Source organism: Halobaculum halobium, from assembly GCF_030127145.1.
GTDB classification, from domain to species: Archaea; Halobacteriota; Halobacteria; order Halobacteriales; family Haloferacaceae; genus Halobaculum; species Halobaculum halobium.
The window spans coordinates 1,568,994-1,583,323 of the sequence record NZ_CP126158.1; the positions used below are offsets into that span (position 1 = coordinate 1,568,994).

Sequence of the window (14,330 nt, forward strand, 5' to 3'; positions counted from 1 at the left end):
GGCCGGGGCGGACGCCTCAGACGTACAGATCGGCGGGGGAGTCGTAACCGGCGTCTTCGAGGTCGCGGAACAGGAGCTCGTAGTCCTCGTGGTCGAGGCGTGCGTGCAGATCGTCGATTCCCGCCTCTAGCGCCTCGCGACGGCGGGCGAGCTCGCCGTACTCGCCGTCGGTCCGCACGACGCCCGAGTCCTCCAGAACCGCCTGCTTGTGCATCACCGCGAAGTACCGGCGGACCCGGTCGTCGTAGCGGGCGACCCGGACGAGCCGATCGACGGCGTCCAACAGTTCCGAACGGTCGACCGGCTTCTCCAGATACGCGTCGATCGGGAGGCCGACCACGTCGAGGTCGGCGCCGACGCCGGTGACCGCGGCGACGCGCACGTCGACGCCGGTCGCGCGGATCCGTTCGACCGTGTCGTCGCCGTGCAGCCCCGGCATCCGGCGGTCCAACAGCACCACGTCGACCGAGTCGTCGAGCACGTCGAGCGCCTCTGGCCCCGACGCCGCCGTCGACACGTCGTACTCACCGGCGAGCTGATCGGCGTACAGTTCCCGGATGTCGACCTCGTCGTCGACGACGAGGACGTGCGGACGCCCGGCGTCACTCGGGGACGATGACCGCGCGTCTCCCGCGGTCTTGTCCCTGTTCGTCTCGCCCCCCGCGCTCTCGTCCGTCATTACCTGCCACAACGATCGATATCCTCGTCAATCCCGCCGACACGTTCGTCGGATTAAGTCGGATTCAGTCGGAGCGGATCGCAAGAGGTGGTCGGGATAGCCCAAAAGTAACGCGCAGTTGAAACGACCGGCTCTCGATTCGGGTCGTCCCGCACTGCAAGCCGGCGGTACGATCGGCGTCGCCGTGGGCGTCCACACGCCGGTGAATCGTCTCAGTAGTGCATCGCCTCGCCGGTGTGCCGGCTCATTCTCGCGCTACCCCGTTCGCCCCCGTCGACGCGCGCTGCAGACCGGAGCGGTACTGAAACTGTATCCGGGTTCGATCGTGGGATGACGCGGTCACGACAGGGTTTTCACTTTCACTCCGGAACCGGGGAACGATTAAGTGGCCGGGCGAGGGAGGGTTCGGTATCATGGCCGGGGACCCCGAAGACGGGATGCTGTCGTGGGACGAGTCCGTCTTCCGGGACGAGCACGTCTTCGAGATCGACTACGTCCCCGAGACGTTCCGACACCGAGAGAGCCAGTTAGAGTCCCTGAAATACGCGCTTCGACCGGCCGCTCGCGGGTCGCGTCCGCTCAACACCGTCGTCCGGGGCCCGCCCGGTACCGGGAAGACCACCTCGGTGCAGAAGCTGTTCTCGGAGCTTCGCGCGCAGACGGACGTGCGGACGGTCCGCGTCAACTGCCAGGTCGACTCCACCCGCTACGCGGTGTTTTCGCGGGTGTTCGAGGGAATCTTCGACTACGAGCCCCCCAGCTCCGGCATCTCGTTCAAGAAGCTGTTCGGCCAGATCGCCGACCGCCTCGTCGAGGACGACGAGGTACTCGTCGTCGCGCTCGACGACGTGAACTACCTGTTCTACGAGAACGAGGCCTCCGACGCCCTCTACTCGTTACTTCGGGCCCACGAGGCCCACGCCGGCGCGAAGGTCGGGGTCATCTGCGTCTCCTCGGACCTCTCGCTGTCGGTCATCGAGGAGTTAGACTCGCGCGTGCAGTCGGTGTTCCGCCCGGAAGAGGTGTACTTCCCGAAGTACGACGTGGACGAGGTGGTCGACATCCTCCGCGAACGGGCGAAGCGCGGCTTCCACGACGGCGTCCTCGGCGCCACCGAACTCGATACGGTCGCGGAACTGACCGCCGAGTCGGGCGACCTCCGGGTCGGCATCGACCTCCTGCGTCGGGCCGGGCTCAACGCCGAGATGCGTGCCTCCCGGACGATCAGCATCGAGGACGTGGAGGAAGCGTACGACAAGTCGAAGTACGTCCACCTCTCGCGCAGTCTCCGCGGACTCTCGGACTCGGAGACGGCGCTCGTGGAGGTGCTCGCGGAACACGACGGCGAGCAGGCCGGGTCGGTGTACGAGGCGTTCCACGACCGGACCGATCTGGGCTACACGCGCTACTCGGAGATCGTCAACAAGCTGGACCAGCTCGGGCTCGTGGAGACGGAGTACGCCGAGGTGGAGGGCCGAGGGCGCTCGCGGTCGATCTCGCTGACGTACGACCCCGAGCCGGTGCTGGAGCGGATCGAAGAGTAATCAACGGGACGGAAAGCCGCCGACTGGCCGAAGGAGAACCGCCGAACAACGCGTCACACACATCCGAAAGACATACTCGGCCCACGCGACACCCTCGGGTATGGATGCCCACGATCTGATCACCCGGAACGCGACCGAGGTGGTCACCGAGGAGGAGGTACGCGCGCTAGCCGAGGACCCGGACGGCAAGCGGGTGTACGTCGGATACGAGCCGTCGGGCGTCCTCCACATCGGACACATGCTGACGGCGACGAAGCTCATCGACCTGCAGGAAGCGGGCTTCGAGGTCGTCGTCCTCCTCGCGGACGTACACGCGTACCTCAACGACAAGGGGACGTTCGCCGAGATCCGCGAGACGGCCGAGCGCATGCGCGACCAGTTCCTCGCGTACGGTCTCGACGCCGAGTCGACGGAGTTCGTCTACGGCTCGGAGTTCCAGCTCGACGAGGAGTACGTCCTCGACACCCACGAACTGGAGGTGTCCACGACGCTCAATCGCGCCCAGCGCGCGATGGCGGAGATCCAAGGCGGCGACACCGCGAAGGTGAGCCACCTAGTGTACCCACTGATGCAGGCGCTGGACATCGTCTACCTCGATCTCGATCTCGCCGTCGGCGGCCTCGACCAGCGGAAGGTCCACATGCTCCACCGCGAGCAAATTCCCGCGATGGCCGGCGAGAGCGACCACGACTACGAGGCCCGGCCGTGCCTGCACACGCCGATCCTTGCGGACCTCGACACCGGCGTCGGCAAGATGTCATCGTCGTCGGGCACGACCATCTCGATGGAGGACTCCGCCGAGGACATCGCCGAGAAGATCAACGGCGCGTTCTGCCCGCCGACGCGCGATCCGGAACCGGACGACGAGGGGAACGAGCGCGAGAACCCCGTACTCGAGATCTTCGAGTACTCGGTGTTCCCGCGCTTCGACACGGTCGTCGTCGAGCGCCCCGAGGAGTACGGCGGCGATCTCGAGTACGACGACTATGAGTCGCTGGCGGCGGATCTGGAGTCGGGCGAGCTTCACCCCGCGGACGCGAAGGGCGCGCTCGCTGACTCCCTGAACGAGCTGATCGCTCCGGGGCGGGAAGTGCTGCGGGAACTCGACGCGTAAGCGAGAGCGGCGACGACCCGACGCGGAGGCGACTACGCGAACCCGAACTGCCGCATCAGGCTGGTTGCGAGGCCCTTCACCACGAGACCGGTGCCCGCGAGCACGAGCGCCAGGCCGACCGCGACGATCGGAGCCGACCACGCGACGAGCGCGAGGCCGGCAAACAGCAGGACGGCGCCGGCGACGCCGGCGGTGCCGAGTTTGTCGATCATACCCGGTCGTGGCGGTAGCTCTTGAAAAGGCCGGCGGGTTCCGAGCGCGACCCTCGGTCTGTGATCGTCGCCGAAGTCACCCGGGGGTCGGTGTACCCACGGTCGCTTCGCTCACGGATCGTCACCCTCCCCGTTCGAATCGAGGTGCTCGCTGCCGCTCGTACCCGCCGAACTTAACTGTCGGACGCGAGAACACAGGAGTATGAGCGACGGCGACGGGACCGGTCGCAAGAATCTCCGAATGCCCGACGACGACGAAGTGTTCGCCGAGGTGACCGAGATGCTCGGCGCCAACCGCGTGAAAGTCCGGTGCAACGACGGCGTCGAGCGCACCGCGCGCATCCCCGGCCGGATGCAAAAACGAACCTGGATCCGCGAGGGCGACCTCGTCCTGGTCAGCCCGTGGGACTGGCAAGACGAGAAGGCCGACATCGAACACCGCTACGAGAGCCAAGACGCCGATCAGCTGCGCGATGAAGGCCACATCGCCTGAGTTGGTCGACGCCGACGGCGACGACGCGGCGGCGTCTTCGGGTACCGGTGCTTTTCATGCCCGAGCGCGTACGTGGTAGTAGATGACCGGAGAGTTCGGGTTCGTTGAACCCGACGAGGCGGACGCGCCGGGCGACGAGTGGGAGGACCTCGACCTGGCCGACATCGCCCAGACCGAGGCCGACAAGATCGCCCGCAGACAGGACGACGAGTTCGACGAGTTCCGCAAGCGGATCAAGAACACCGAGCAGTTCAAAGTCGAGGCGTCGGTGTTCGACGACGCCACGCTCGCGGCGCTGTACAAACTCACCCGCGACGGCCACATCGCCGCGTTCGGCGGCCCGGTGTCCACCGGCAAGGAGGCGAACGTGTACGAGGCGCTCGGCGCCGACGAGCGCGAGGTCGCCGCGAAGGTGTACCGGATCAACACCTCGAACTTCCGGCAGATGCGCGACTACCTCGAGGGTGACCCCCGATTCGAGGGGATCGGCTCCGACAAGAAGCAGGTCGTCGTCGCGTGGGTGCGCAAGGAGTTCTCGAACCTCTCGCGGGCCCGGAAGGCCGGCGTCCGCGTGCCGGAGCCGATCGCCGTCCAGCGCAACGTCCTCGTGATGGAACTGGTCGGCCACGCCGACGACCGCGCCCGGCGGCTCGCAGAGGTGAACGTCGAGAACCCTGAGACCGCCTTCGAGGTCGTCCGCGAGTACATGCGGCGCCTCTACGCGGCGGGGCTGGTCCACGGCGACCTCTCGGAGTACAACCTCATCATCCACGACGGGGAACTGGTCGTCATCGACCTGGGACAGGCGGTGACGGTCCACCACCCGAACGCCGACGACTTCCTGAAGCGCGACTGCCGCAACGTCGCTTCCTTCTTTTCGCGACAGGGGCTCGATACCGATGCAGACGACCTCCACGAGTACGTCACCGCGCCCGAGGCGGAGCCGGCCGCCGAACCCGATCCCGCGACGGACCCGAACCCGGCCGACCGCGCCGGCGACGACGACGAGTAGCACGAGGTGACCGCAGTCGTCTGGTCTCGGTTCGCGCGTGTGACCCGCTGACGCGGCGGGTTCCCGAGGGAACTCTTAACCACGTGCAGCAGGAATTCAGGCTGTATGCAGCACGTGAAGGTTCCGCAGGACCGCATCGGCGTGCTCATCGGTGAGGGCGGCGAGACGATGCGGGAGATCGAAGACCGCGCCGAGGTTCGACTCGACATCGACTCCGAGTCGGGGTCGGTCGCCATCGACGCCGTCGGCGACCCGGTCGCCGGCCTGGTCGCTCCCGACATCGTCCGCGCCATCGGCCGCGGGTTCACGCCCGACTCGGCCCTCTCGCTGTTGGAGCACGACCTGCGACGGTTCGAGTTGGTCGACCTCGCATCGGAGACGCGAAACAAGAACGACCTCCAGCGCCAGAAGGGTCGCCTCATCGGCGAGAACGGCCGCACGCGAGAGCTGATGGAGGACCTCTCGGGCGCCGAAGTCGTCATCAAAGGGACGACCCTCGGCGTCATCGGCCAGCCCGAGGAGGTCGAGGCCGTCCGGCGCGCGACGGGGATGATCCTCGACGGCGCCCCCCACGGCGCCGTCTACTCGTTCCTCGAGCGCAAGCACAACGAGATCCACGGTGCGCCCGACCTGTCGGCCCCGACGAACAACACCGAGGAGCCGCGGTAACGCCCCGATCGGCGACAGTTCTACGCAGCGCGCGGCGACCGCGCCGCCGACGGTCCTGCGACTCGCGGTTCGGTATATAAACTCTCTTTGATAACCTCTCACACACGCTCGAATCAGGGTCGTGCGAGGTGTTGACGAGCATCTGCCGGAACCTTTTTATAGAATCGGAAACAATCAGAGAGTGACTCATGTCTCAGCGCCAGCGAATGGGCAATCAGCCCATGATCGTACTCTCGGAGGACAGCCAGCGAACGTCGGGCAAGGACGCCCAGTCGATGAACATCACGGCCGGCAAGGCCGTCGCGGAGTCCGTCCGCACGACGCTCGGCCCGAAAGGAATGGACAAGATGCTCGTCGACTCCTCGGGCGGCGTCGTCGTCACGAACGACGGCGTGACCATCCTGAAGGAGATGGACATCGACCATCCGGCGGCCAACATGATCGTCGAGGTCTCCGAGACCCAGGAGGACGAGGTCGGCGATGGCACCACGACCGCCGTCGTCATCGCCGGTGAGCTGCTCGACCAGGCCGAGGAGCTCATCGACTCGGAGGTCCACCCGACGACCATCGCGCAGGGGTACCGCCAGGCCGCCGAGAAGGCCAAGGAGGTCCTCGACGAGCAGTCGATCGACGTCACCGCGGACGACCGCGAGACGCTCGAGAAGATCGCCGCGACAGCGATGACCGGCAAGGGCGCCGAGTCCGCTCGCGACACGCTCGCCGAGCTCGTCGTCGACGCCGTGCTCGCCGTCCGCGACGACGACGGCACCGTCGACACCGACAACGTCTCCGTCGAGACCGTCGTCGGCGGCGCCATCGGTAACTCCGAGCTCATCGAGGGCGTCATCGTCGACAAGGAGCGCGTCGACGAGAACATGCCCTACGCGGTCGAGGACGCCAACGTCGCGCTGTTCGACGGCGCCATCGAGGTCAAGGAGACCGAGATCGACGCCGAGGTCAACGTCACCGACCCCGACCAGCTTCAGCAGTTCCTCGACCAGGAAGAAGAGCAGCTCAAGGAGATGGTCGACAAGCTGAGCGCCGTCGGCACGGACGTCGTCTTCGTCGGCGACGGCATCGACGACATGGCCCAGCACTACCTCGCGCAGGAGGGCATCCTCGCCGTCCGCCGCGCGAAGGACTCCGACCTCAAGCGGCTGGCCCGCTCGACGGGCGGCCGCGTCGTCGCCAACCTCGACGACCTCGAGGAGAGCGACCTCGGCTTCGCCGGCTCCGTCGCCCAGAAGGACATCGGCGGCGACGAGCGCATCTTCGTCGAGGACGTCGAGGACGCCCGCTCGGTCACGCTCGTCCTCCGCGGCGGCACCGAGCACGTCGTCGACGAGGTCGAGCGAGCCATCGAGGACTCGCTGGGCGTCGTCCGCACGACGCTGCAGGACGGGCAGGTGCTCCCCGGCGGCGGCGCGCCCGAGACCCAGCTGGCGCTGGAACTGCGTGACTTCGCCGACTCCGTCGGCGGCCGCGAGCAGCTGGCCGTCGAGGCGTTCGCCGACGCGCTGGAGGTCATCCCGCGCACCCTCGCCGAGAACGCCGGGCTCGACCCGATCGACTCGCTGGTCGACCTGCGCGCCCGCCACGACGGCGGCGAGTTCGGCGCCGGCCTCGACGCCTACACGGGCGACGTGATCGACATGGAAGCCGAGGGCGTCGTCGAGCCGCGCCGCGTCAAGACGCAGGCCATCGAGTCCGCCACCGAGGCGGCGACGATGATCCTCCGCATCGACGACGTCATCGCGGCCGGCGACCTCAAGGGCGGCGGCTCCGACGACGGCGACGACGACCCCGCCGGCGGTATGGGCGGCGGCATGGGCGGCATGGGCGGCATGGGCGGCATGGGCGGCGCGATGTGAAGTAGGCCCCCAGCCACCACCACCTCCATCGACGCCGACGCGAACCGCCGCTCGACCGATCTTCGATTCTTTCGACGCCGCGACCGCGAGCCGCAGCGCTCCGCGACGCGATCGCACCGAGAACAGGCCCGCCTAGAGCCCCGGATCCGTCTCGCTTACAGCCCTGGATCCGTCCCGCCTACAACCCTGGCACCACGCCGCCGAGCAGCAGCACGAGCGCGACGGTGAGCACGAACAGCCCCAGCGAGAACACGCGCAGTCGGGCCTGACGGCTCCGGGCCACGTCCGGCACGTCGGCGTTCGAGTCGCGTCCCCCCGGACCAGCGTTGCCGCCGAGGCCGAGGATCCCGCGCTGTTGCTCGCGCCCGCGGTCGGCCTCCGGCGGGCGCATCCCGCCCGTCTCCGAGACGAGCAGTCCGGCCAGCGTCGCCGCCGAGCCCATCGAGAGCGCGAGCACCGCCAGTCCGACGTCCCACCCGAGCAACCCCGCGACCACCGCGGCCGCGACGACTGTACCGACGGGGTACGCGACGCCGACCCGAGCGTACGCCAGCGCCCGTCGTCGCTCCATGCGGGCTACTCGGGTCGGCCCGCCGATAGCCGTTGCGCCATCGCGCCGGGTCGCTTGCCGCCTGCGCACGCTGCCGCGACCAGCCGCCGCTCCCGATCGGCCGCCGTCTTCTCATCGCCGTCCGACGGTTTTTGGTCGTTCGATGGTAACCGGGTGGTATGACCAGTGAATCAGACGCGGTCGCCGACGCGACGGCCAGCGAAGGGTTCGACCGCGGGGACGCCCGTGCTCTCGCGGCCGAGCACACCGACACGATCGCGTCGCTCTCGGCGGGGCTCGCGGGCGACGGCGCTGCGACGACCCGCGAGGCCACCGGCGAGTGGCGCGTGCTGTTCCCCGGGGACGTGGTGACGCCCGACGACGGCCGGTACGACGCCGCGCGCCGCGTCTGGAACGGATTCTGCGAGGCGTTCCCCGCGGCCGTCGCGTACCCGACCACCCCCGCGGGCGTCGCCCGCGTGGTCGACGCCGCCCGGGAGATGGGGATCGGGATCGCGACGCGCTCGGGCGGACACTCCTCAGTCGGGACGTCGACCGGCGACGGGGTGCTTGTGTGCGACGTGGGCGCGATGCGAGCGGTCACAGTCGACCCAGACGCGGGGGTCGCCGTCGTCGAACCGGGCGCGACGATCGGCGAACTCGACGCGGCAACGACCGACCACGGACTCGCGACCCCGCAGGGCGTCGCCCCGGAGGTCGGGGTGGCCGGGCTGACGCTCGGCGGCGGCACGGGCTACCTCTCGCGAGCGCACGGCCTCGCGTGCGATCGCCTCGTCCGCGCTGACCTGGTGACCGCCGACGGCGAGCGCGTCAGCGCGAACGCGGCGTCGAACTCCGATCTCTTTCGAGCGATCCGGGGCGCCGGCGGCGAGTTCGGCGTCGCCGTCGAACTCGAGTTCGACCTCGTGTCGGTCCCCGACGAACTGGCGATGTGCGACGCCTGGTTCGCCGTCGAAGACGCCGCCGAGCTCGCCGCGCTCCTGCGGGCGTACCGCCGGCTCCACCGAGCGGCTCCCCGCGAGACGAACGTCTCGCCGTACGTGACCCGGATTCCCGACGAGCCAGAGATCCCGGACGACTCCGTCGGAGCCCTGGCGCTGTGTGTCCTCGGCGCACACGGCGGCGATCCCGAGGACGGCGAACGGGCGCTCGCGCCGTTTCGATCGCTCGCCGGCGACGACGTCGACCCGGTGTTCGATCGCGCCGAACGGGTGCCCTATCGGGAGCTACAGGCGTACCTCGGCGGCGACTCCGAGGCGGGAGGTCGGTATTACTGGAAGTCCGTCGCCGTCGAGTCGTTCACCGACGACCTCGTCGACCTCGTCGCCGACCGGATGGCGGCGCTGCCCGCGGACCCGGCCGCCGAATCCGACAGCACCGTCGTGGTCTGGCCGATGGGCGGCGCGATCGCGGATCTCGGCCCCGGCGACACCGCCGTTCCCGAGCGCGACGCCGAGGTCGTGTGTAACTTCGAGGCGTGCTGGTCCGACCCCGACGCGGACGACGCGCACGTCTCGTGGGCACTCGAGTCGGCCGAGCGGGTCCGCGAAGCCGGGACGGTGACGGGCGAACTCCCGAACTTCTCGGGCACCGAACGCGGCACGGCCGCCGCCCGCGACGTGTACGCCGACAACTACGGGTGGCTCCGCGAGACGAAGCGCGAGTGGGATCCCGACGGTGTGTTCTCCCCGAGCGGACGGCTGTGAGGCAGCGGGCGGAGAGACCGCCAGAACGGAGCGGTCTGTCACACACGATCATCCGTTTTGGGCCGTCTCACGCCCGATAGCTAGAGGATCGGAGTTATCCCTCCTGAGCACCTACGCGGGATATGGACGATCCCTCCACGCACATCCGCCGACCGCCCCCGAAGGACATGCTGTTCTGCCCCGAGTGCGATCACGCCGCGCCGGCCGACGGCGATTGGGTCGTACGCGACCGGGACCGCGACGGCGTCGAGGCACTGACGTGCCCGGCCTGCGGCGCGACCCTGACGGTCCGCCGGCGGTTCGCCGCGATCGCCGCGTGACGCCACTGAACGGAGACGTACACGAGGAACGCGATCGCGGCCGTCTCCAGCGACTGTAACGCCAGCATCGCTTCGACGGCCGCGAAAGGCAGTTCCGACCCGGAGAAGGAGTAGTACAGCGCGAGCACGTTCTCCGCGAGCAGCAGCAGGGCGGACACGAGCGAGCCGAGCGTCTCCCGCGAGCGAATCTCGCCGTACGCCCGTGCTCAGCCGGCGACGAGCGTCGCCAGCAGAACGACGTTCACCCAGGCCGACGCGCGGCCGAAGTCGAGCGTCGGCAGGAGGCCGAACTGCGACCCAAATCCGACCAGAGAGGGCGGCGATCGGTCGACGAGACGGGTCGCGTCCGGGAGGGGTGGGATCGCCGACACGATGGGGTTGAAGCCGCGGGCGGTCCTGGGACGCAGTATGCGCGCAGCAGTGTTCCACGGCCCCGGCGACATCCGGGTCGAGGAGGTCGACAAGCCCGAGATAGAGGACCCGACCGACGCCATCGTCCGCGTGACCCACACCGCGATCTGCGGGTCGGACCTGTGGTTCTACCGCGGCGAGAGCGACCGCGACGCCGGCACCGGCGTCGGCCACGAGCCGATGGGTGTCGTCGAGGAAGTCGGCGAGGACGTCCGCTCGGTCGAGCCTGGCGATCGCGTGCTCGCCCCGTTCGCCATCTCCTGCGGCTCGTGTGAGTTCTGTCGGAAGGGTCTGCACACCTCCTGTGTGAACCGCGACTCGTGGGGCGGCGACAACGGCGGCGCGCAGGGCGAGTTCGTCCGCTCGACGCACGCCGACGGCACGCTCGTCCGGGTTCCGGACCGCTACACCGACGACGAGGACGCGCTCGAATCGCTGCTCCCGCTCACCGACGTGATGGGCACGGGCCACCACGCGGCCCGCTCGGCGGGCGTCGAGGCCGGCGAGGACGCCGTCGTCGTCGGCGACGGCGCGGTCGGACTGTGCGGCGTCGCGGCCGCCCGCCGGCTGGGCGCCGAACGGATCGTCGCCGTCGGCCACCACGAGGACCGCCTCGACATCGCCGAGGAGTTCGGCGCCACCCACACGGTCGCCGAGCGCGGGGACGACGCGGTCGACGCGATACTCGATATCACCGACGGCGGCGCGAACCACGTGCTGGAGTGCGTGGGCGCCGCCTCCGCGATGGAAACGGCCGTCGAGGCGGCCCGTCCGGGCGGCACCGTCGGCTACGTCGGCGTTCCCCACGGCATGGAGGGCGGCCTCGATCTCTTCCCGTTCTTCGGGGACAACGTCGCGCTGCGCGGCGGCGTCGCACCCGTCAGAGCGTACGCAGGGGAACTGATGGCCGACGTGCTCCAGGGGACGCTCGACCCGTCCCCGATCTTCACCGAGACCGTTGGGCTGGACGGCGTTCCAGAGGGGTACCGCATGATGGACGAGCGCGAGGCGGTGAAGGTGCTCGTGAAGCCCTGGGAGTGAGGGGTCACAGAGTAGCCCGACTGGACCGTGTCGCGTGTTAGTAGGTGACAAACGCTAAGCCCCGGGGCGCGAACGTCTCTCCATGGAGGTGGCAGAGCGGCCAACGTTCGAGACCGAGGTGAGCAAGCGGATCTACGAGTACGTCGAGCGACACGGCACCGCGAACCGTCACGTCGTTCAGCAGACCGTCTCGGCGCCGGCCGAGGAGTTCGAGCGCGAACTCGACCGGCTGGAGTCCCGCGGGTACCTCGACGACGACGGCGGGACGCTCCGGGTCGCGCTCGACGTGGGCGCCGTCGAGGAGTACGAGACCGCCGGCACGTCGTTCACGATCCGACCGGCCCGTCAGGACGACTTCGAGGGACTGGTCGCGGCGATCCGCGCGGTCACCGACGAGGAGACGTACGTCGTCGCCGAGAGTATCGCCGAGCAGTTGCTGTACGAGGAGACGGTGACGCGGCACAACTCGGTGGAGTCGCGGCTGTTCTTCGTCGCCACGATCGACGAGGGTCTCGTCGGGTGGACGCACCTCGATCTGCCGCAGGTGTCGCGGGTGCGCGAGACCGCGAAACAGACCGTGGGAGTCGTCCCAGAGTACCGTCGGTCGGGCATCGGCGGAAAGCTCCTCCAGCGCGGGCTCGACTGGGCCGAGGCCAACGGCTTCCGGAAGGTGTACAACAGCGTCCCGGTGACCAACGCCGCCGCGCTGGAGTTCCTCGGCGACAACGGCTGGGAGACGGAAGCGATCCGCCGCGACCACTACACCATCGACGACGAGTACGTCGACGAGGCGATGATGGCGTACACGTTCTGAGGGGACGGACAGATCACAACGGTTGCTGTCGATCGGGACGCTGAGTCCGGCAAATGACGGGTGCTCACACACGCTCCGCAGTGCTCGCGCTGTTGTTCGCGAAGAAGCGCGCGGCGCGAGAAGTAGCGAGCGGCGAGGGATTTGAACCCCCGACCTCTTGGTCCGGAACCAAGCGTTCTGTCCGCTGAACTAGCCGCCCTCACACCATCGTACCACAGCCCGGCGAATAAGCCTTCGGAACCGCCACAGGTCGACGTCGCGGCGTCACGCGCCACGCGCGTCGTCGGCCTCGTCGATGACCGCCTCCTTCCACGTCCCGCGGGTGAACCACGCCGCGGCGGCGACGGCGCCGATTATCTGGCCCGCGGTCATGCCGACCCAGATGCCGAACGGTCCGAGGTCGCCGGCGATCGCCAGCGCGTAGACGATCGGCACCCGACCAATCCACAGCGCGAGCAGCGAGAACGCCAGCGCCGTCTTCGTGTTACCCGCGCCGCGATAGGCGCCGAGGACGACCTGGAGTACGCCGATGAAGCCGAACTCGATCGCGCGGACGCCGATGTACTCGGCGCCAAGCCGGATCGTCTCGGCGGCCGCGTCCGTGCCCGTGGAGATGAAGACGGCGACGACCTCGTCGGCGAACGCCACCGCGAGCACGGCGACGACGAGCATCACGGCGGTCGCGACCTTCGCGGCGAGCCACGTCGCGCGCTCGGCGCGTTCGGGGTTGCCGGCGCCGAGGTTCTGTCCGACGATGGTGTTAGTGGCGCGGCCGAGCCCGAGCGCCGGGAGGAACACCAGCGAGACGAGGCGGTTCCCGAGCCCGTATGCGGCGACGACCTCCGGGCGGAACGTCACCACCATCGCGGTAAGCGTGATCAGTCCGAGCGCCGAGGCCGACTGCTCCATCGCCGAGGGAACCCCGACCCGGACGATCTGCACCACGAACCGACGCTGCGGGCGGAAGTCCGGCAGCCGGACCCGCGGCCCGGCGTCGGTGCCGAGGAGGACGTACAGCCCGACCACCGTCGCCACGGTCCGAGAGAGCACCGTTGCCAGGGCCGCCCCCTGCACGCCGAGCCTGGGCACCGGGCCGACGCCGAAGATGAGCAGCGGGTCGATCACGACGTTGATCAGCACCGACAGCGCCATCACGACCATCGGCGCGCGGGTGTTGCCGTACCCCCGCATCAGCGACGAGAACACGAAGAAGCCGAACAGGAACGGCAGCCCGAGGAAGAACACCTCCATGTAGTCGGCCGCCAGGGGCACGACCTGCCCCGCCGTCGCCGGCGACGACGGGAGCACCGACAGCAGGTCGTCCGTGAGGAGGTAGCCGAGGACGCCGAACGTCACCGCGACCGCCGTCACGACCGTGAGCGTCTGGCCCGCGACGGTGCCGGCGGTACGCGAGTGGCTGATCGTGTCCACCGGGTCCGAGTCGTCGCCACCGCCGGTGCCGTCGGCGGCGTCGTCGGCGGCGTCCGGATCGCTCGCGCGCCCGGTGTACTGAGCGACGAGCGTCGAGCCGGCGACGTTGAGGCCGCCGCCGATGGAGATGAACAGGAAGACCAGCGGGAACGCGAGGCTGATCGCCGCGACCGCGTCCGTGGAGAACCGACCCAGCCAGAGCGTGTCGGTGAGGTTGTATGCCACCTGTAGCAGCTGGGTCGCCACGATCGGCCACGCGAGGGCGAACATCGGCCGCGCCAGCGACCCCTCGGTGAGAGAGCCGGCGACGCGCTCGTCGGCATCGGTCACGAGTACACTCCGTCACCCATCACGACAGTTCGGGGAGTGTTTACCCCTTCGAAGCCAGCGGCCGCCGAATCGAATCGAAGCGGGCAATTTCACCGACTGTGTGGGCAAACCG

15 protein-coding genes, 1 tRNA gene and 1 pseudogene are annotated in these 14,330 nt (G+C 69.0%); 10 read left to right on the top strand and 7 right to left on the bottom strand.

Annotated features, from left to right (window positions below; all coding sequences use genetic code 11):
- Positions 1–16: 16 nt before the first annotated feature.
- Entirely contained in the window at positions 17–679 is a 663-nt protein-coding gene (locus tag P0Y41_RS08220) for a response regulator transcription factor (protein WP_284060888.1), read from the bottom strand.
- Positions 680–1,092: 413 nt separating this feature from the next.
- Here P0Y41_RS08220 and P0Y41_RS08225 point away from each other — a divergent pair, with 413 nt between their 5' ends.
- Together P0Y41_RS08225 and P0Y41_RS08230 are read left to right on the top strand one after the other, a co-directional pair.
- A complete protein-coding gene (locus P0Y41_RS08225) occupies positions 1,093–2,223 on the top strand; it encodes an ORC1-type DNA replication protein (RefSeq protein ID WP_284060889.1) in 1,131 nt (376 codons plus the stop codon).
- A 100-nt stretch (positions 2,224–2,323) separates the two neighbouring features.
- Positions 2,324–3,337: a tyrosine--tRNA ligase gene (locus P0Y41_RS08230; protein WP_284060890.1), complete on the top strand. Its 1,014-nt coding sequence runs from the start codon at positions 2,324–2,326 to the stop codon at positions 3,335–3,337.
- A 32-nt stretch (positions 3,338–3,369) separates the two neighbouring features.
- Here the strand turns inward: P0Y41_RS08230 and P0Y41_RS08235 are convergent, their stop codons facing one another.
- Entirely contained in the window at positions 3,370–3,549 is a 180-nt protein-coding gene (locus P0Y41_RS08235) for a DUF7470 family protein (RefSeq protein WP_284060891.1), read from the bottom strand.
- Between the two features lie 202 nt (positions 3,550–3,751).
- On the opposite strand from P0Y41_RS08235, the gene eif1A reads away from it, so the two are divergent.
- From eif1A to thsA, 4 genes are all read left to right on the top strand, one after another.
- On the top strand, positions 3,752–4,042 hold the full coding sequence (gene eif1A / locus P0Y41_RS08240; protein WP_222917723.1) for a translation initiation factor eIF-1A: 291 nt from the start codon (positions 3,752–3,754) through the stop codon (positions 4,040–4,042).
- 82 nt (positions 4,043–4,124) lie between these two features.
- On the top strand, positions 4,125–5,054 hold the full coding sequence (rio1, locus tag P0Y41_RS08245) for a serine/threonine-protein kinase Rio1 (RefSeq protein WP_284060892.1): 930 nt from the start codon (positions 4,125–4,127) through the stop codon (positions 5,052–5,054).
- Positions 5,055–5,159: 105 nt separating this feature from the next.
- Positions 5,160–5,723, top strand: coding sequence for a KH domain-containing protein (locus P0Y41_RS08250; RefSeq protein WP_284060893.1), 564 nt, complete (start codon positions 5,160–5,162; stop codon positions 5,721–5,723).
- 221 nt (positions 5,724–5,944) lie between these two features.
- Complete coding sequence (thsA, locus tag P0Y41_RS08255) at positions 5,945–7,594, top strand: thermosome subunit alpha (protein WP_284063381.1); 1,650 nt, start codon at positions 5,945–5,947, stop codon at positions 7,592–7,594.
- A gap of 178 nt (positions 7,595–7,772) precedes the next feature.
- Here the strand turns inward: thsA and P0Y41_RS08260 are convergent, their stop codons facing one another.
- A complete protein-coding gene (locus P0Y41_RS08260) occupies positions 7,773–8,165 on the bottom strand; it encodes a hypothetical protein (RefSeq protein WP_284060894.1) in 393 nt (130 codons plus the stop codon).
- 158 nt (positions 8,166–8,323) lie between these two features.
- Here P0Y41_RS08260 and P0Y41_RS08265 point away from each other — a divergent pair, with 158 nt between their 5' ends.
- Both P0Y41_RS08265 and P0Y41_RS18120 read left to right on the top strand, forming a co-directional pair.
- A complete protein-coding gene (locus P0Y41_RS08265) occupies positions 8,324–9,871 on the top strand; it encodes an FAD-binding oxidoreductase (RefSeq protein WP_284060895.1) in 1,548 nt (515 codons plus the stop codon).
- Between the two features lie 167 nt (positions 9,872–10,038).
- Positions 10,039–10,191 (top strand): DUF8106 domain-containing protein, encoded by a 153-nt coding sequence (locus tag P0Y41_RS18120; protein ID WP_465260680.1) that lies wholly within the window; start codon positions 10,039–10,041, stop codon positions 10,189–10,191.
- Positions 10,192–10,262: 71 nt separating this feature from the next.
- On the opposite strand, the pseudogene P0Y41_RS18125 reads toward P0Y41_RS18120, so the two are convergent.
- A pseudogene (locus P0Y41_RS18125) lies at positions 10,263–10,349 on the bottom strand (hypothetical protein); the annotation flags it as partial.
- A 48-nt stretch (positions 10,350–10,397) separates the two neighbouring features.
- A complete protein-coding gene (locus P0Y41_RS08275; RefSeq protein ID WP_284060897.1) occupies positions 10,398–10,562 on the bottom strand; it encodes a hypothetical protein in 165 nt (54 codons plus the stop codon).
- 37 nt (positions 10,563–10,599) lie between these two features.
- Here P0Y41_RS08275 and P0Y41_RS08280 point away from each other — a divergent pair, with 37 nt between their 5' ends.
- Together P0Y41_RS08280 and P0Y41_RS08285 are read left to right on the top strand one after the other, a co-directional pair.
- Entirely contained in the window at positions 10,600–11,643 is a 1,044-nt protein-coding gene (locus tag P0Y41_RS08280; protein WP_284060898.1) for a zinc-dependent alcohol dehydrogenase family protein, read from the top strand.
- An 82-nt stretch (positions 11,644–11,725) separates the two neighbouring features.
- Complete coding sequence (locus P0Y41_RS08285) at positions 11,726–12,457, top strand: GNAT family N-acetyltransferase (RefSeq protein ID WP_284060899.1); 732 nt, start codon at positions 11,726–11,728, stop codon at positions 12,455–12,457.
- 126 nt (positions 12,458–12,583) lie between these two features.
- Here the strand turns inward: P0Y41_RS08285 and P0Y41_RS08290 are convergent.
- Positions 12,584–12,656, bottom strand: a tRNA-Arg gene (locus P0Y41_RS08290).
- Between the two features lie 65 nt (positions 12,657–12,721).
- Complete coding sequence (locus P0Y41_RS08295; RefSeq protein WP_284063382.1) at positions 12,722–14,158, bottom strand: MATE family efflux transporter; 1,437 nt, start codon at positions 14,156–14,158, stop codon at positions 12,722–12,724.
- Positions 14,159–14,330: the final 172 nt, after the last annotated feature.